We start from the raw sequence: 18,072 nt of genomic DNA, 5'->3' as shown, positions 1-18,072 counted from the left end.
ACCAGCCCGGGCGTAGCCCCAGTCAGGCGCGATGGTCAGGTGCGGGGACGTAGGCGAGGCTCACGCGAACGTGTCCGAGGCGGCGTCGGTGCGTAGGCCGTCGCTGGCGCGGCCTCGAATCCGGGAAGGTCGTTGAACCCCACACGGCTATCTCGGCGGACAACCTGCAGGGCATGGGCCAAGAGCCGCGCCGTTGCGGTCGCGTCTCCAGCGGCCGTGTGTGCTCCGGTGAGGCTGATACCTGCGGCGACGCAACAGCTGTGTAGATCGTGGGCGCCGTTGTCGGCTAGTCCGATGTGGTCAGCGAGGTGCAACGTGCACAGGCTCGGTATCGCAGGCATGTCGATGTCGGCTCGCTCGTACTCGCTTGCGAGGAACGCGAGGTCGAACTCTGCGTTATGCGCGACGAGCACGCGGTTGCGAAGGCGTTCGGTCAGCCAGTCGGTCAGTTCAGCGAATGTCGGTGCGCTCTCGACGTCGCTGTTCTGGATGCCGTGTACCTCGGTCGGTCCGGTGTCGCGCACGGGGTTCACGAGGGTCGTCCAGGTGTCGGTCACGCTGCCGTCGGGGTCCGCGTGGAGGACGGCGAGCTCGACGACCCGGTCGTCGAGGTGGGGTGCGAAGCCGGTGGTTTCGAGGTCGATGACCGCAAAACCGGTGAGCCCGAGGCGGGGCTCCTGACGGGGTGTGGGCGCGGTCTGGTCGGAGGTTGGCAGTCTCGGGTCGAGTGTGTCGCTGACTTCTGGGTCGTCGGCGATGGATCGCAGTGCATCCCGAGCGCCGGCGAGGTCGAGGTTGCGGGCGGCGTACGCGGCACAGAGCAGCGGTTCGGACAGGTACTCGTCGTACTTGTCGTGCGCCTTGATGGGGACGGTGGCGGCGAGTGAGGCTGCGTCGGGTGGGGGGTCGGCGAGGAGGTCGCGTGCTGTGGCGCGTAGGTCGTCGGGTGTGGCACGGGTGATGGTCATGGTCCCGCCGCCGATGCCGACGTGGTGGCCGCGGGCGGCGAGGAGGACGGCGACGGTGTTGAGGACTCGGTCTCCGCGCCACGGGAACACGACGGTGTCATCTCCCCAGGGGAGGAGTTGGCGTTCCTGGAGTCGGAGACGGCGGTACGCGGCTCGGCCTTCGTCGAGGAGGTCTTGGGCGGGTGCGTTGAGGTAGACCGGAACGTCGTCGGACTCGTAGAGAGCGCGCATGCGTTGGCGCACCAGGTCGGCTACCTGGGCGCCGTCGCCGGAGAACATCGGTGGACGACCTCCCGACGAGCGGGTGAGCTCGATGACGCGTGAGGTGGTGTCGACGTCGACGACGGCCCAGCGTCGGCCGGCGAAGATGAGAAGGCTTCCCGGGAGTACCGGGTAGTCGACGGGGATGGAGCCGAGTGTTCGGCCGCGAGTGACGAGCCGGTACTCCTCGGCGGTCTTGAACGCTGCGTAGAACGTGTAGTGGTTCACGAGCTGGTCGCCGACGGGGCCGGCGAGGAGAAGCCCGTCGCCGGCCTGGGTGAGGACCTCCGCGGCGCCGAGGTCTCGGAGTAGCTCGACGAACATGGTCTTGTCGACGCGGTTGAACGGGCCTTGCGCGCACAGGTTCGTGTACAGGTCTGCTGCTTTCGCGCCGCCGTGCTGGGCGATGACGGACAGGACCTGTTGGACGAGGGTCGAGAGGTGCAGGTCGCTGGTGTTCGGGGGGTCGTACCACCGTTCGTGGAGCATCAGGTTGGTCATCGCGACCGTCTGGAACAGCTGGGCGCGCAGCTGGTCGGTCGGGGGCGTGCGCTCGGTGAGTTCACGTTCCGAGATGTAGAGCCGCATCACGGCCGGCTGGTCGCGCCTGCCTGAGCGTCCGAGTCGTTGGCGGAGGGCTGCGACACTGCCCGGGGCACCGATCTGGGCGACTGCGTCGGTGGAGCCGATGTCGATGCCCATTTCGAGAGTGGATGTGCAGATGGCGGTGGTCCTGTGTTCGGAGGACCGAAGACGATTCTCGACGTCCTCGCGGTACTCCTTGGACAGGTTGCCGTGGTGGGGGAAGAACTCGTTCGGAACCTGCTGCTCGGTGCTCTTGGTGGTCAGCATGTCGGCGTATGACTCGACAACGGCACGGGAGTTCGCGAACACGAGGTTGTCGTCGCCGCGCAGTGTCCGGAACAGGTGGTCGGCGATGTCGTGGGCGTCTCGGGAGTACACCGCCTCGAGCGTGGCGTCGTCATCTGGTGCGGGTTCGTCGTGTGACTTCGGTGCCTGGGTCGGGTCGGGGCGAACGTATGCGCGCAGCTGGAGCTTGATTTCGGTGCTCTCGCCGCCTGGGTTGTCCAGAACGACGACCTGGTCGGCCCGGCCGGGGCGGAGGAACTCGGCAGCGATGGCCGGGTCGGCGAGCGTTGCTGACAACCCGATGCGTGGGACGCGTCTCCGGACGGCGAGGTCGAGCCGGTACAGCAATGACTGGAGCTGGGCGCCGCGCTCGGTCCCCATGAACGAGTGAAGTTCGTCGATGACGACGTAGCGAAGGTCGGCGAACACTGTTGGGACTCGGGGTCCGTTAAGCACGAACAGGGCCTCGAGGGATTCTGGTGTGATGAGCAGGACGCCGCTCGGGTCGCGAAGCAACGTGCGTTTCTGAGTGCTGGCCACGTCTCCGTGCCACCGGTGCACCTTCACATTGGTGTACTCACCGAGGCTCTCGAGTCGAAGGTGTTGGTCGTTGATGAGGGCCTTCAGCGGTCCGAGGTACAGCGCCTGGACGCCGCCGGCCATCTGGTTGGTGCCGCGCGCCTCGGCCAGTGCGGACATCACGGGAAGCCATGCAGCCTCTGTCTTTCCTGACGCGGTCGCGGCAGCGATGACGACATCGCGACCGTCAAGAACCGGACCGACAGCTTCAGCCTGCACCGTGCGGAGACGGTCCCAGTGCCGGTCCCACACCCACCGCTGCACGCCACGGTGCAACCGGTCGTATGCCTCGGACGGGTCACTCAACGCGAAGCCACCCGTCCCGTGTCGTCATGACCGTGTCGAGCGTCAGAGCTTGAAGCTCTGCAGGTCGTCGTCCTCGTCGGCACTACCCGAACTCGTCGGTGGTGTCGGGTCGACGGCTCCGGCGAACGAGACGTGCACACCCGCCATCGCAGGGTCGCTGCCGTTCGAGGCAGTGTCGACCTCGGAAGATTCGGACTCGTCGGGAAGCGGTTCGAGGTCGGGGTTGGTCTCGCGGCGGACCTCGACGGTTGCGATGACCTCGGTCCACTCGAGCCCCGGGGTCTGCTCGAGCACGGCAAGCAGGTCGAGGAACGTGCGGATGGTGTTGCGCGGGGTGCGGAAGTACGCCTCACCGACCTTCGAGGAGCAGTGCGACATGAACGACTCGAGTGCCATATCGGGCAGCAGGTACGCGTCCGGGTCACCGGAGGCCTGGACGTGGACGAGCTTGCTGAGCAGGACGTACAGGTCCTCGGGGGTCAGGGCCGCGAGTCGGATGACTGGCCCGGAGAGGTCAACGCGCCCGCCGGTTGCGAACGTGTTTTCCGCGAGCCGAGACTGCAGGGCCGTGTAGGAGTAGAGGCCGCGGCGACTGTCGGTGAGGAAGTCAGGTGTACCTCCGAAGATGAAGCCGAGACCTTCAGCGGTGCCCTGGAGGGAGTCGTTCAGGATGCGGAGGATCTGCTCGTAGTTCGAAGTGCGGGCCTGACTGTTCGTCAGTTTGTACAGGTTGACCATCTCGTCGAGGCACACGAGCAGCCCGGAGAAGCCGGCCAACCGGACGAATCGGGCGAGCAGCTTGAGCTGGTCGTAGAAGTTGGCGTCGTCGATGACGGTTCGCACGCCCAGTGCTGCGCGGGCATCGGTTCGGGTGACGTACTCGCCGCGCAACCACCGCACCGCATTCGACTTCAGCTGTTCATCACCGGAGTCGTGGCCCTGCCAGTACTTCGAGATGACCTCAGCGAAGTCGTAGCCGCCAGTCAGCTCGGTCAAGGCGGCGAGCCTGGCCCGGATGACCGAGTCGGGGGTCACGCCTCGCTCGTTCGCCTCGGTCAGGGCGGTCGTCACGAACCGCTCAACGACCGAGCCCATGGCGCCGCCGTCTGGCTTCGCGCGGGTCGACATGTTCCGCATCAGCTCGGAGTACAGGCTTCGTGCCTGTCCTCCGGTTGCGTGAAGTCGACGGTCCGGGGACAGGTCTGCGTGGACGGTGGCTAGCTTGCGCTGAAGTGCGACGGACCGGACGAGGTTGAGGAAGAACGTCTTGCCGGACCCGTACTCGCCGATGACGAACCGGGCCGCGGACCCGCAGTCGGCGATGCGGTCGATGTCGGCAAGGAGCGCGTTGAGTTCGTGGACCCGCCCAACTTGAATGTACTGCTGACCGTTGCGGGGCACGACCCCGGCACGCAACGAGTTCAGCAGCGCGTCACGGTCTCGGGGACGGATACGTTCGGGTGCAGACTGGCTCGTGGTCACGGGAGCAGTTCCTCTCGCGCGTAGGCGTTGATGGTGTACGTGTCGTCGTCCTCGTCGAGGAGCGTTTCGTCGGCGGCATCCAGTGCGGCTTCGTTGATGCGGTCGATCGCACCGTCCGGCATGAGCTGCCACAGGGCGGCGAGCTCCTCGAGCTCCACACGACTCCACGTCTCACGTTCAACGAGAGCGAGCACGAACGCGGAGTGCGGAGCGTCCAAGTCTGCGACCAGCCGCACCACCGGCACGTCTGCGGCGGGGTCACTGGTCCCGTCCGAGGGTGCGTCGGAAGGGGGGCCCGTCGGGTCCTGGTCGGCGTCGGTCGAGTCGCCATTGAAGATGTCGGCCAGCAACGCCGAAACGGCCGCGGTTTCCGCGAACTTCGCCTCGATCGACGCCAAGTCGAGTCCGACACCTCCGGGTTCCTCGTCGCCGCGGTGCTTGCCGGCACTCTCGGCAGGTGGCTCCGTGATGGGGTACCCCGCATCCGGTTCACCTCCTGCACGCACCGTCACTGGCCCAGTTGCGGGTGCGGGCCGGGCGGCACCGGTGAGATGAGCATGAAGACGGCTGTGGACTTCGGCGGGGTTGAGCTCGATGAGCTTGTAGATCTTCGTGAGCGTGCTGACCTCCTCGGGGGAGATAACACCGTCTGCTGCTGCGACGGCGACAAGGAGGTCGCCGATGGCGCTGCGTTGGCCTTGGTCGAGGACGCTGACGCGCTTCGTCAGACCGGTCAGCTTCACCCCGTTCGCGGTCAGCCACCGCAGATGCGCCTCGAGCCGGGTTCGCTCACCGGGCGACAGTTCCAGCGCCGACTGCAGATGCGAGACCAGGTGAGCTTGCTCCTCGGGGCTCACGTATCCATCGGCAGCCGACACCGCGGTTGCCAGGTGCAGCAACGTGGTTGCAGCCGTGTACGACAGAGTCGCAGTCGACGGCGGCTGCGGACCACTTCGGAACACCACCACCGGTGTGGACGGGGTAATGGGTGCACCACCGAGACGCACATCGGGCTCAACACCAAGACCGAGCCGCTCCAGCAGCTGTGCGAGCGTCACCGTCTCAGGCTTCGAAAGCCGCTCGGGAGACTTCGACTCGAACACAGTGAACAGGTCCGCACCCGTGGTCGCGGCACCGGAGTCAGCGTGACCGGCCGCCCAGTCATGTAACTGCGTGAGCGCCGCATTTGGCGCACCGCTCAACTCCGCCGGCAGCAGCGCCGCCGCAGCCAACGTTGACGCACCTTCTGGATTGCGGCCGATGAACCGGCTGTACGCGTCGAGGTCCGTCGTCACCGAGTCCATCAGCGCACTGAGCTTGCGAACAGCGACCGCCTGGTTGAAGACGTTCGGCACACCGTCCATCGTCAGCTCAACACTGCTGAGCCCGCCGGACGCAGCGTGATACGACAACCTCACCGGCGCCTTCATCACCCGCGGCACCAGACCGTCCCCGTAGGCCTCCGTGTACCGGGCACGAAACAACGTCACGAACTCGTTCGTGCACCTGTGCGCAGGCGTACGCAGATGGATGTCCGGGTGATACCAGGCCCACGCGAGCGCCCAATCCGCCGGGACGGGCTTGCCGTCCGCGGCGAGCGAACCCAGCTCAACCAACAGCGACACCGGCGGCTCCCACCGGTAGGTGCGGTCCAAAGGCGGTGGAGTCGCACCCGTCGCGGTCTCCGCGAGCTGAAAGTCCAGCACATCAAGGAACCGGGTCGCGTAGCTCTGGAACGACCCGTTGTCGCCGTACAACCCGAGCAGCCGACTCACCTCGGCACGCAGGTTCGGGAGTTCCCACCGCAACGACTTGTCCCTGGCAATGTCGACGAGCGCTCGCCGCTCAAGCCCGTAGAAGAACAGGAACACGTACCCGATGTACGCAGCCCGATTGGACCGCCCGTTCGCGAGCCAGGACAGGTACCCGCCGCGCGCACGAGGCGGAATCTCGTTGTACGACGGCCAGTAGCCCATCGTCCTGCCCTGGTAGTCCGGGTTCCGGGTGTCCGCCTTCAGAGTCGGGTCGATGAGCGCAGGCTCTACCTTGTACCCCGACGCTGCCTTCATCCCTCTACCGACGTAGAACATGCCGCCTGGAAGCGTCACCCCTGCGACGTTCGCAGCCGTGCCCGGGCCGTACCATTGCACATTCCGCTCCACCTGATGCACACCAGCACGGGCCGGCGCCGGAGGCTTCACATTCACGATCGTCGTCGAAGGTCTCGCAGCCGCTGGCTGACGCGCAGGCGTTGCGGCCTCACCGAAGAGCAGGTTCTCCGAAGGAGTCACTCGTGGCGCCGTCTGCGCAGGTGGAGCCGCAGCGTGCCTGCCGCTGCCTTGGTCCTTACGGAATCGATCAAACAGGCCCACGAAATCCTCCAACGCTCCTGCGACGAGGTCCCCCGTGACCACGCGGCTCAGCGGAGCCTAGTCCCGTCCACCGACGTTCGACCGCGTTTCCAAGCCCGGGAGGCGTGAACGGTCGACACCAACATCGATCCGTACACCACTCTGGCGGACGCCACTGACGGCGATCGGCGGTCGTCGTTCGGAAAGACCGGTTCCATCCGAGTCCTGCGGTGTGGAGTCCGAAACCGTCTCGCCGCAGCAGAACCTTGCGGTCGGGCCGGGACCGCGACTGAGCGCAGCGTCAAGTTGAGAGCCGACGCCATTGTCGGTGCCCTCTCCTAGGTTGCGTTCATGCAGATGCCGCAGCCGAACCAGCACGACGGGCCCATGGAGGGACATGTTCACCGGCGTCGGGTCTTCACGCCGCCACTCGCGGCGACCGGAGTCCTTGTTATCGGAGACTGGTTCAAGGACGACCTCCCCGACATGCTGTGGCCGGCCCTCGTGCTCGCCGAGCAAGGCAACGACGCAATCCGCAGCTTTGTCTCATGGCAGAAGGCAGTTCAGGACGCACTGTCCGGGCACGATGAGACCGCGTTAGTCGCTGAGTCGCTTGACGGTCGCCTGACCAACCTCGCGCGCCTCGCCATCAAGATTCCGAGCGCAGCAGCGGTGGTGTCGGAGCAAGCAGATGAACACGGGCTGCTCTCTGCCGGCGTGCGCAGCGTGCTTACCTCCTACCCGTACATGCCGGTCCCGTGGCTGACTGCGAATGTCGAGGTGCACGTGCCCGATCAGGCCGACATCGATCTCGTGCGCCGGGCACTTCTCGAATCGGTCAGCGACGGCCACCGCGAGGCACTGATGAAGTGCTTCCACACCTGGAGCACGGTTCAGGCCGGCACATTCTCATCAGACCAGCAGACCATCGACCTCCTGAAGGCCTATCCCGACGAAGAAGAGTCCAGGTCTCAGGCGGACACGGTCATTCGCTCGCAATGGGGAGCACACAAGGGGATGCTGACGGTCGAAGATCCGAGCTACTTCGACGAAGCGATCAAGTGGGCGCGAGTGTTCTGGGGAGCCAACTCGATGACGTCGCAGTGCGTTCGCAAGAGGGAAACAGATAGCGAGACCACTCGCACGCCAGCAAGTGATGGCTCGTCGTTGAACGACACTCACGTACCGGTGGCCGAGTCCCAAGGGGCCGGGGCTACTGCACCGCCGCAAGCACGCCCCGACCCCGACTCGAAGCCGGACGCGCTGGACGGCCCACCCGCGGTGGTGGAAGACGTCGGCGCCAACGCAACCCTCGTTCCGCCCGATGGTGCGCACCTACGAGGACTCACCATGGACCTGTTGTCCAGCTTCGTCGAAGCCTTGGAGACGGCGCCCGCGCGGTTGCACGACAAGGAGCGACAGGAGGTCGTTTCAGGCCTGGTGTCGCGGGCGGGGCGAGATCTCATTGCCGTGCTGACAGCACCCGATCTGTGGTGCATGGAGCACGGCGCCCACATCGTGCGAATGCTGGTGGAAACGAAGATCTACCTGCACTGGATGGCGCAGCAGGATCCAGCCATTTACCGCGAGTTCCAGGAGTACGGCGCGGGCAAGGCGAAGCTCTACGCCCGCATCGCGGATGAGGTGCCGGCAGAAGCGCGCACGCCTGGATATCAGGAAGCCATTGATGAGTTAGAACGACTCAGCCACAACCACGACATCATCGATTACAGGATCGTCGACACCCGAGACACATTCGCGCGGGGCAAGTCCATCCGCAGCATGGCCGACGAGACAGGTCTCCTAGACTTCTACCGACAGGCCTACTCACAGGCCAGCGGTGTGGCGCACTCCGAGTGGTGGTCTATCGAGACCCACGCGATGGAACGTTGCCTTAACGTCCTTCACGGCCTGCACCTCATCCCGAGCCTTTCGCTCAGCCTGGGTGGCAACGTCCAGCTCGCGACCGCGTGGGTGAACCAGTTCTACTCACTCGTGCGCACAGCCTTCCGCATCCTCGGCACCGATGAGCGAGCGGTCTCCTCTGCCTTCTCCTGGCTTGAGGAGTCGGAGAATGAGGAGACAGCCTGATCTCGCACCCGACTTTCTGACCGTGGGCAGGGGGAGTCGTGTGCCCGCTCATCGGCAGATCCGTAGATCCGGCTCGCGGCGGCGCGACGTTGGTGGAGCGGGCCAATCCGTCCAGGGCGGTAGCGCTTCGGTGGATGATAAGGTGGCCTTATGACCCTCTTGGTCGACTACCTCGGCGCGCGGCACGATGAGGATGTCGCGCGGCTTCGTCGCATGCTCGCGCTGAGAGCGGCGGTCGCGACAGGGATGAGCCAGCGGGAGATCGCGACTGCTCTGGGCATCAGTCAGGCGGCGGTGAGTCAGCAGCTGAAGACAGCATCGGACCTGTCGAGCGTCCATCCCGGCATTGTTGTCGAGGCTGCTGGGCCTGTTCTTCGCCGCCTTGCCGAGAACGCTGGGTATGGGAGGCTTGCGGTCTTCGGCTCGGTTGCGCGCGGTGAGGCGACGGGTGACTCCGACATCGATCTGTTGGTCGAGGCGCCGGAGGGGACGTCGTCGTTCGAGTTCATCCGGTTCAAGCGGTTGCTCGAGCGGGTACTCGGTCGGCAGATCGATCTGGTCGATTACGGCGGCTTGAAGCAAAGGCTGGACGACGACATCCGTCGTGACGCGGTGTTGCTCTGATGGAGCGCAAGGCGGCCAAGGAACTGCTTCACATCCGGGGCTGGATGATGCGGGTCGATGAGATCGTGCGACGTGGCAAGGAGGCGTACGTCGCCGACGACCTCCTCCAAGAGGCCGGGGACTCGCTCATGATGAAGCTGGGTGAAGCGGCCAACCGGTTGTCTAGACTGAAGGTCCTTGCGCCGGACGGTGTCGAGTGGGCGCTCGCCGTAGCGAACCGCAACTTCATCATCCACCAGTACGACGAGATCAACCGCGAGCTGACCTGGCTGACGCTCTCGAGAGATCTGCCGGAGTGGAAGGTCTCGCTGGAGGGTCTTTTCGGCGAGGCAGAAGGTGTGCTCGACGCCGCCGGCTGAGGTCCAGCATGCCGCGGGCCGGACTAGAGTCTCGTCGCTGCAACCGCGTGACCGGGACTCGAAGGTGGGCGGAAAGTGGGCGGATTTAGCGGCAACCTGAGTCAACGGCCGTCAAACGGTGAAGCCGTGCACGTGGTGTTTGTGCAGGTCAGCCGGTACTAGTGGCAAGCCGTGGCAACCGCAGGCGGTCGGGTGAAGGCGGACGCCGGTCTCCCAGAGGTCGCAGGTTCAAATCCTGCCCCCGCTACTGGAAAGTGGCCCGTGGCCTGCGGAAACGCAGGCCACGGGCCACCTTGTCATTTGAGCCTTTCCATCTCCGGCGTTCGGGTCGTGTTCCTCAGGCCGTGTCATGGACCGTCGTCAGGCACCCGACCCTGCGACGGACCGACATGTCGTCGTCTCCCGACGGAAGGCGACTCAGGCACCTGACGAGGCTGCTCCCGATCCGGGGTGGCGCGACACTCGGGTCGGGTACGACGGAAGCCGGGCGCCAGCCAGGGGCAGCGAGAGATCGCGACTGCTCTGGGCATCAGTCAGGCGGCGGTGAGTCCGACAGCTGAAGACAGCATCGGACCTGTGAAGTTTCTATCCGCGGCACGCGGCTGCGACGTCCTGAGCAGCACCGAAGCCCGCTCTCGTACGCAGATCCCGACGCCGCACTCCCGTGCAGGTGCTGGGCTTCGTTCGACGGCGTAGTCTCGTTGGGACCGTGGGACACGGCGCCTCCGGTCGAGGAGGTGAGATGTCCGCACCCGGACCGACCACGGAGTACCCCGACCACATCGACGGTGCGGTCCTCAAGATCGCGGGCGTGGTCGTGCTCGGCGCGATCATGTCGATCCTGGACATCACCGTGGTCAACGTTGCGCTGCCGACGTTCCAGGAGGAGTTCGGCACTCCCGACAACCCGGTGTCGTACTCGCACGTCGCGTGGACCGTCACCGCCTACACCCTGGCGCTGGCCACCGTCATTCCGCTGACGGGGTGGGCCGCCGACCGGTTCGGGACCAAGCGGCTCTACATGACCGCCATCTTCCTGTTCACCGCGGGCTCCGCACTCTGCGCGACCGCCTGGGACATCAACGTGCTGATCGGGTTCCGGGTGCTGCAGGGGCTCGGAGGTGGGATGTTGATGCCGCTGGGCATGACGATCATGACCCGCGCCGCCGGACCTCATCGGATGGGGCGCCTGATGGCGATCCTGGGCGTGCCGATGCTGCTCGGTCCCATCCTCGGCCCGATCCTCGGCGGCTGGCTGATCGAGGTCGCCAGCTGGCACTGGATCTTCCTGATCAACCTGCCCCTGGGCATCGCGGCGCTGATCTACGCCTGGTTCGTCCTGGAGAAGGACAGCCCGGAGCCGTCGGAGTCCTTCGACTTCCTCGGCATGGCGCTCATGTCGCCCGGCCTGGCGCTCTTCCTCTTCGGGGTCTCATCGCTTCCCGCCGAAGGCGGTGACTTCGGCGCGCCCCGGGTGTGGGTGTCCATGCTCGTCGGCGTCCTGCTGATGCTCGCCTTCGTCTGGCACTCCTTCCGTCCCGAGCACCCGCTGCTCGACCTGCGGCTGTTCAAGAATCGGAACCTCACCGTCTCGATCATCACCATGTTCATGTTCGCCGCGGCCTTCTTCGGTGGGCTGCTGCTGGTGCCGACCTACTTCCAGCAGATCCGCGGGGAGTCCACGCTGCAGGCCGGGCTGCTGGTCGCGCCCCAGGGCATCGGCGCCATGGTGACGATGCCGATCGCCGGCCGGCTGGTCGACAAGATGCCGGTCGGGCGGATCGTTCCCTTCGGGCTGATCGGGATCATCATCGGCATGTTCGGCCTCACCCAGGTCACCGCCACCACGCCGTACCCCGCGCTGATCGCCATGCTGTTCGTCATGGGGCTGGGCATGGGCGGTTCGATGATGCCGCTGTTCACGTCCGCCCTGAAGACCTTGTCCAACCACGAGGTCGCGCGCGGCTCGACGCTGCTCAACATCACCCAGCAGGTCTCCTCCTCCTGCGGGGTGGCGCTGATGTCGGTGCTTCTCACCAGTCACCTCAACGACTCCCCGGTCATCCCCGGCACCGAGAACATCCCCGGCCTGCCCGACGGCCTCACCGAGACCCAGGCGGCGATCCTCTCCAACACGAACCCTGAGCAGTTCGCCACTCTGAACCTCGACCCGGCCGCCGTGGCGCGGGGCCTCGTCGACGCGGCCGCCGCGTTCGCGGAGACCTATTGGGTCGCGTGGGTGCTCGTCGTGCTGACCCTCATCCCGGCCCTGATGCTCCCGCGGAAGCACGAGGAGGCCCACCTTCTCGACGACGAGGGCGTGCCCCCGGCAACCGTCGACTGACTGATCCGGTGGCCTCACCGATCGGGTGCACCGTGACCGCCGCGTCGCTCACGTGGTCGGTAGGTCCCCGACGACGGAAGCTCCGTTCGTGCCCACGCAGGCCAGGCCGGCTGTCGTGAGTGATCTGCGTGCCGGGAGATCGGATCGGAGCATGGCCGTCGACGGTTGGCCTCCCCGCCCGAGACCGTCGTAGTCGCGATGAGCGCGACGGCATCCGGAGGTCGCGGGTTCAGATCCTGCCCCCGGCTGCAAGAAGGTGGCCACTGAGCGGCGGGGCGCAGGTCAGGGCCTGCTTGGTTGCTTCGGCCCTTGCGGTCGATGCCGCGCTTGCACCCCGGCGCGACCCCGCTGGGTGGCTCGTCCGACGTCCGTGAGCGTCAGGTCATCGGTTGCCGAGCCACGCCATGGCGGCGACCACGAGTGCCTGCGTCCCGGTGTCCAGGGTGGGTTGGAGGACCGGCGCGAAGGCGGCCGAGTGGTTGACCGGGATGTCCTGGCCGACGCGACCGGACTCCTCGGCGGCCCGGTAGGTGTCGGGGTCGCTGCCGCCGAAGAACCAGTAGGCGTAGGGCGCACCGAATGCGGCGGGGATGTCGCTGAAGTCCTCGCTCGCACTCTGTGCCGGCAGGTCGCGGGCACGGTCGCCGAAGAAGCCCGCGAAGGCATCGGCGACCCGACGGGTCACGTCGGCGTCGTTGTCGGTCAGCGGGTATCGGTCGAACAGCTCGAACTCCGGGTCTCGCGGTGACCCGGACGCGGCGCACTCGGCGCGCACGATCCGCTTGATCGCGCCCAGCACGGCGGCCCGGGTGCCCTCGTTGTAGGTCCGGACGTTGAGCTGCAGTACGGCCCGGTCGGGGATGACGTTGCTCTTGGTGCCGGCCTGGATGCTGCCGACCGTCAGGACGGCGGTCTCGGTGGGGGCGACCTCGCGGACTACCACGCCCTGGAGCCGGACGACGATCATCGCGGCGAGGACGACGGGGTCGACGGCGGCCTGGGGCATGGATCCGTGGGCGCCACGTCCGTGGACCGTGATCCGCATGCTGTCTGCGGCCGACAGCGCCGGACCCGGCCGGGTGCCGAGGGTGCCGGCAGGGAAGGGGAGTACATGCTGGGCGAACGCGACGTCGACCGGGCCGACGCGTGAGACGAGGTCGTCCTCGACCATCGCGCGGGCTCCATCGGCGGTCTCCTCAGCCGGCTGGACGAGGGCGACGAGCGTGCCCGACCACCGGTCGCGAGCAGCACTCATCAGGGCAGCCGCACCGGCGAGGCAGCTGACGTGCACGTCGTGACCGCAGGCGTGCATGATCGGCGTCCCGTCGTCCCGCACCTGCGTGCTCGCGTACGGCAGTCCCGTCTGCTCGCGCACGGGGAGGGCGTCCATGTCGGCGCGCACCAGCACGACCGGACCCTCACCGTTGCGGAGGATGCCGACGACACCGGTGCCGCCGATCCGTTCGGAGACCTCGTACTCCGCGGTCCGCAACAGGTCGGCGACCCGGTCAGCGGTCCGCTGTTCCTCATGGGACAGTTCGGGGTGCGCGTGCAGGTCGCGATAGAGATCCTCCTGCCAGCCTCGTACGGCGCTCAGGCCATCGAGAACCGCGGTCACGGAGTCGTCGGTCATGCGTTCCATCATGCTCCGCGGCGACTCAGGCCGCGTGCTGACGTTCTGGCTTATCCCTCCGAGGCGCGGCCTCGCGGGCGGGCGAGTCGGGCTCGGTCCACGTGACGGCGTGCGTCGGGGTGTCGGTCGGGTCCTGCGTCCTGCGGTCGGAACGCGGGTCGCGCCCGAGCATGCCGGCGGACGCGAGAGTCCCGAGGGTGAGCACCGTGATGATCATCAGCGCGGTGGCGACGATCCAGATGAGGTAGCCGAGGTCGGACATGGGGGTAATCTCCTTTCGTTCTTCTCTCTATAACGCTACGCGAAGCGTTTCGTATTTCACGGGGCTCCCATGTCGTCTTCGTCACCCGATCGACCGGCGGTACGTCGTGGACGACCGCGCCAGGAAGGGGTTGACCAGCGCCTGGAGTCGGCGGTCCTGTCGTTGCTGCGCAGCGGCGGGCCGTCGGCGGTCACCGTCGAGGCCGTGGCTGAGGTCGCGGGAGTCGCCAAGACGACGATCTACCGTCGCCACGCCAACCGCGCGGAGCTGCTGAGGTCGGCCCTCGCACACGCGATCGGCAGTCCGGACGAGCTGCCGGACGGGACGGTGCGAGAGAAGCTCCACTTCGCCTTGGGGAACGCATGGCGCCAGATGACCGACGTGCTGGGCCCCGGCGGGCTGGCCGCCATCCTCGGCGACTCGGATCCGGAGTTCACCGAGGTCTTCCGTGGCGCGCTGCGCCCCTACGACGAAGCCCTTGTCGCTCGGATCCGCGCCGACTCGGCCGCGGGCCTCCTTCGGTCCGACGTCGACGCCGAGGGCGTCGTCAGCCTGCTCCTCGGTGCCTACCTCGGCGAGCTGGTCCGTCGCGGCCAGGTCGACGACGACTGGATGGACCGGTCGCTCGAGATGATCTGGACCATCCTCGCCACTCCCGGCTGAGACTCGATCGGCGTGGCCCGAGCGCGGCCACCCCGTCTGGTGCGTGGTCGCCGGTCTGCGCCCCCTTTGGTGTGGGCGCAGACCGGCGCCGTGGGTCACCTCCTGACGCGGACCGTGACCGTCTTGGCGGCCCGCTCGGAGTCGGCGGAACCGGCATAGACGATCTTGAGGTGGTGGCGGCCCGCGTCGAGACGCCTGATCCGGTCCGCGCCTCGCCCGCGGTCGTCGAGCGTGCCGCCACCGAGCGTCCTCCGGCCTTCGCGGACGGTGAACGTTCCCTCGGCGGGTGCGCCGCCCGAGCGGACCTGGAAGGTCACGCGCGCGCGGTCGTCGGTGGTGAGCCGCTTGGGCCGGACCTTGACGTCGCGGATCTTCGAGGTGCTCTTCTCGCCCTGGGTCACGGCGACCCGCACGGTCGCGGACGCCGTGCCGCCATGACCGTCGGACACCGTGTAGGTGAACGACGTCGCGCCGGTGAATCCGGCGCGCGGCATGAACCGGATCGCCGATCCGTCGCCGATCGGCGTGACGGTGTGGCCGTCGTAGCCGGAGTAGGTGTAGCTGAGCGCGTCGCCGTCGGGGTCGGCGGCATCGAGCCCGATCGCGACCGAGCTGCCCCGCTCGACCGTGGCGGTGACATCCCGGGCCGTGGGCGCGGTGTTCTGGAACGTGAGTCGCACCGCTTGGTTCAGGGGCGTGCTCGCGGAGGAGCCGCCGACGTGCACGGTGTAGGGGCCGTTGGCGGTCGCCCAGTCGCCGTCGGCCCACTTGGTCAGGTCGGTGGTGGTGGCGGGCACCCAGTAGGAGAAGGGGTGGTTGGACGCATCGGCGTCGATGATCACCGAGACCCGCTTGCTCTGGCCGGGTGCGAGATCGACCTTGTCGAAGCCGACCAGGCGCCGGGATGGCTCGGCGGCGACGGATGGCAGCGTCAGGTAGACCTGCGAGGCCTCCTTGCCCGGGCGACTCCCCGTGTTGGTGATGGTGTAGTCGACCTTCAGCCCGCCGTGCCCGTGGTCGCCGCCGATCGGCGAGACCTGCAGGTCGCTGTAGGCGAAGGTCGTGTAGGAGAGACCGAAGCCGAAGGGGAAGAGCGGCTGCGTGCCGGTGGCCTCGTACCAGCGATATCCCATCGTGAGGTCCTCGTTGTAGCGCACGACCCGTTGGGGCTGACCGGGGATCGGGTCACGGCCGTAGCCACCGGGGGTGCCGGTCTGCTCCTCGAAGCCCGGGTACTGCGCGGGTGTCTGGTAGGCGGCCTCGCGGTCGGTGCGGCCGATGGTGAGGGGGAGCTTGCCGGAGAAGTTCGTGCGGCCGAAGAGCGCGTCGGCGACCACGTTGCCGTCCTCCTGTCCGGGGTACCAGGCCTGCACCATGGTGTGGACGTCGTTGATCCACGGCATGTTGACCTGCCCCTCGGTCTTCATGACCACGATCGTGTTCGGGTTCGCGGCGAGGATGCGAGGAATCAGCAGCTGCTGGTTGGTGCCGGTGACGGACGGCAGATCGAGGTCCGCGACCTCGTTGGGAGCGCCGGCGACGCTGCCGCTGGGGTTCTCCTGGTCGACGTTGCCGTTCTTGTCCCACGTCTCGCGGGCGACGTCGCCGACCATCAGGATCGTGACGTCGGAGTCCGCGGCGAGCTGCTCGGCAGAGCTGATGTCGTCACCGTCGTTGTAGGTGACGGTCGCGTCGCTGCCGAGGGAGTCGAGGGCGTTGTGGAGTCCCTGCTCCGGGGTCACCTGGTACGGCTCGACGACGCCGATGTTGTCGAAGCGATCGCCGCTGCGGGGTGGCAGGGTCGCCTCGCCGGCGAACCAACTGGGTCCGATCAGCGCGATCGAGCTCACGGCCTGGGCGTTGAGTGGCAGGATGTTGCGGTCGTTGCGCAGCAGCACCAGGGACTCGGCCGCGGCCTGCTTGGCGAGCTGGGCGTGGGTAGCCTCGGGACTGAAGCTGATCGTGTCCCACTGGAAGGCGTCGTAGGGGTCGTCGAAGTCGCCGAACTCGAACATCTTCACGTAGCGCTCGCGCAGCAGGTCGTCGATGTGTCCCTCGGTGATCTCACCGGAGTTGATCGCGGCCTTGATCCGTTCGGGCGTGTACCACTCGGGCTGCTCGTCGAGCTCCACGTCGACGCCGGCGAGGACCGAGGGAACCGTGGACTGCTGGGCCCGCCGGTCGGAGAACACGTAGCCGTCGAAGCCCCAGCTCTGGCGCAGGGTCTGCTGCAGCAGGGGAGAGCTGTCGCAGTTGTAGCTGAAGTTGACGTGCGGGTAGGCGCACATGATCGAGGCGGGGTCGGCATCCTTGACCGCCATCTCGAACGGGAGCAGGTAGAGCTCGTGCATGGCACGCGGTGGCACCCGGTTGGCCGAGGTCCACCGCTCGAACTGGTACTCGGAGTCGTTGGCGACGAAGTGCTTGATGGTGGCCTGGCTGATCCGGCGCGCCTGGATGCCGTCCACGATCTGCGAGGCCAGGGCGCCGGTCAGGTAGGGGTCCTCGCTGAAGTACTCCTGGTTGCGGCCGCCGTAGGGCGTGCGGATCAGGTTCATGCCCGGGCCCCACAGGACGTGGTGGCCCCACGCCCGCATCTCCTGGTCGAGAAGCTGGCCCCATTCGTAGTTCAGCCTGCGGTTGAACGTCGCAGCCGACGCGACCTGGGCGGGCAGGGCGGTCGCGGTCGGCTCGGGCGAGCAGTCGCCGCCGCGGATGCCGGTGCCACCGTTGGCCTGCCGGAAGTCCGGGATCTGCAGCTCGGGGATTCCTTCGATGTGGCGGCCCACCTCGGTGAAGTCGCAGCCCTCGCCGTTGTCCGGGTCGCCGTCGTCCAGGTCGGCGTTGTAGACCGGTCTGTTGGCGATCTGCTCGATCTTCTGGTCCAGCGTCATGGCGCTGATGAGGAGGTCCGCGCGTTGCTCGGCGGTCTTGCTGGTGTCCATCCACGGCAGCGGAGCCGCCTGGCTGGTTGCCGTAGGTATCGGCGTGGCGAGGAACAGTGCCGCTGTCACCGCGGTGGCCAGCGAGACGCTGGCGATCTTCCAGGTCTTCATCTGCGAGTTGCTCCTGATTCAGGACAGGAGCGAGCCCCTCCGGGGCACGCCCGACCGATAGAGACGGCGGGCAGCCCGAAGCCACGCATGGCCGCCGCCAGATGTCGGAGTTCCCTCCCCGAGAACCCGGGATCTGCGAGTGGATCCCAGTACGACGACTAGAGGTACAGGCACCGAGATTGCCGGCGTCGTGAGGTGCTGCCTACCGACGCTGTCACTCGTC

General features: G+C 67.0%; 11 protein-coding genes. 5 read left to right on the top strand and 6 right to left on the bottom strand.

Features of this window, described 5'->3' with window-relative positions:
• Positions 1–35 precede the first annotated feature (35 nt).
• The 3 genes from KM427_RS18965 to KM427_RS18960 form a co-directional block, all read right to left on the bottom strand.
• Positions 36–2,897 carry a DEAD/DEAH box helicase gene (locus tag KM427_RS18965; protein ID WP_252275430.1) on the bottom strand — a complete coding sequence of 954 codons (2,862 nt, stop codon included), beginning with the start codon at positions 2,895–2,897 and terminating at the stop codon, positions 36–38.
• A 129-nt stretch (positions 2,898–3,026) separates the two neighbouring features.
• Positions 3,027–4,385, bottom strand: a complete 1,359-nt coding sequence (locus tag KM427_RS25580) for an ATP-binding protein (protein ID WP_252275428.1) — start codon at positions 4,383–4,385, stop codon at positions 3,027–3,029.
• A gap of 77 nt (positions 4,386–4,462) precedes the next feature.
• Complete coding sequence (locus KM427_RS18960) at positions 4,463–6,667, bottom strand: tellurite resistance TerB family protein (RefSeq protein WP_215524935.1); 2,205 nt, start codon at positions 6,665–6,667, stop codon at positions 4,463–4,465.
• A 501-nt stretch (positions 6,668–7,168) separates the two neighbouring features.
• Between KM427_RS18960 and KM427_RS18955 the strand changes: the two genes are divergently transcribed.
• From KM427_RS18955 to KM427_RS18940, 4 genes are all read left to right on the top strand, one after another.
• A complete protein-coding gene (locus KM427_RS18955; RefSeq protein ID WP_215524934.1) occupies positions 7,169–8,908 on the top strand; it encodes a DUF5677 domain-containing protein in 1,740 nt (579 codons plus the stop codon).
• 150 nt (positions 8,909–9,058) lie between these two features.
• Entirely contained in the window at positions 9,059–9,532 is a 474-nt protein-coding gene (locus KM427_RS18950) for a nucleotidyltransferase domain-containing protein (protein WP_215524933.1), read from the top strand.
• Complete coding sequence (locus KM427_RS18945) at positions 9,532–9,891, top strand: HepT-like ribonuclease domain-containing protein (RefSeq protein WP_215524932.1); 360 nt, start codon at positions 9,532–9,534, stop codon at positions 9,889–9,891. Before KM427_RS18950 ends, KM427_RS18945 begins: the two co-directional genes overlap by 1 nt.
• 742 nt (positions 9,892–10,633) lie before the next feature.
• The gene (locus KM427_RS18940; protein WP_183593273.1) at positions 10,634–12,235 is read left to right on the top strand and encodes a DHA2 family efflux MFS transporter permease subunit; all 1,602 of its coding nucleotides are present in this window, start codon (positions 10,634–10,636) and stop codon (positions 12,233–12,235) included.
• 382 nt (positions 12,236–12,617) lie between these two features.
• Here KM427_RS18940 and KM427_RS18935 read toward each other — a convergent pair whose 3' ends face one another.
• Together KM427_RS18935 and KM427_RS18930 are read right to left on the bottom strand one after the other, a co-directional pair.
• Entirely contained in the window at positions 12,618–13,868 is a 1,251-nt protein-coding gene (locus KM427_RS18935) for an amidohydrolase (protein WP_215524931.1), read from the bottom strand.
• 25 nt (positions 13,869–13,893) lie between these two features.
• The gene (locus KM427_RS18930; RefSeq protein WP_215524930.1) at positions 13,894–14,130 is read right to left on the bottom strand and encodes a hypothetical protein; all 237 of its coding nucleotides are present in this window, start codon (positions 14,128–14,130) and stop codon (positions 13,894–13,896) included.
• A 204-nt stretch (positions 14,131–14,334) separates the two neighbouring features.
• On the opposite strand from KM427_RS18930, the gene KM427_RS18925 reads away from it, so the two are divergent.
• Positions 14,335–14,793, top strand: a complete 459-nt coding sequence (locus KM427_RS18925; protein WP_252274666.1) for a TetR/AcrR family transcriptional regulator — start codon at positions 14,335–14,337, stop codon at positions 14,791–14,793.
• Between the two features lie 95 nt (positions 14,794–14,888).
• Here KM427_RS18925 and KM427_RS18920 read toward each other — a convergent pair whose 3' ends face one another.
• Positions 14,889–17,849: a glycoside hydrolase family 3 C-terminal domain-containing protein gene (locus KM427_RS18920; RefSeq protein ID WP_215524929.1), complete on the bottom strand. Its 2,961-nt coding sequence runs from the start codon at positions 17,847–17,849 to the stop codon at positions 14,889–14,891.
• Positions 17,850–18,072 lie beyond the last annotated feature (223 nt).

This window comes from Nocardioides sp. LMS-CY (assembly GCF_018732145.1).
Classification (GTDB): Bacteria; Actinomycetota; Actinomycetes; order Propionibacteriales; family Nocardioidaceae; genus Nocardioides; species Nocardioides soli.
The sequence above is the reverse complement of the archived record's forward strand: the minus strand, read 5'-3'. Positions and strand labels throughout refer to the sequence as shown.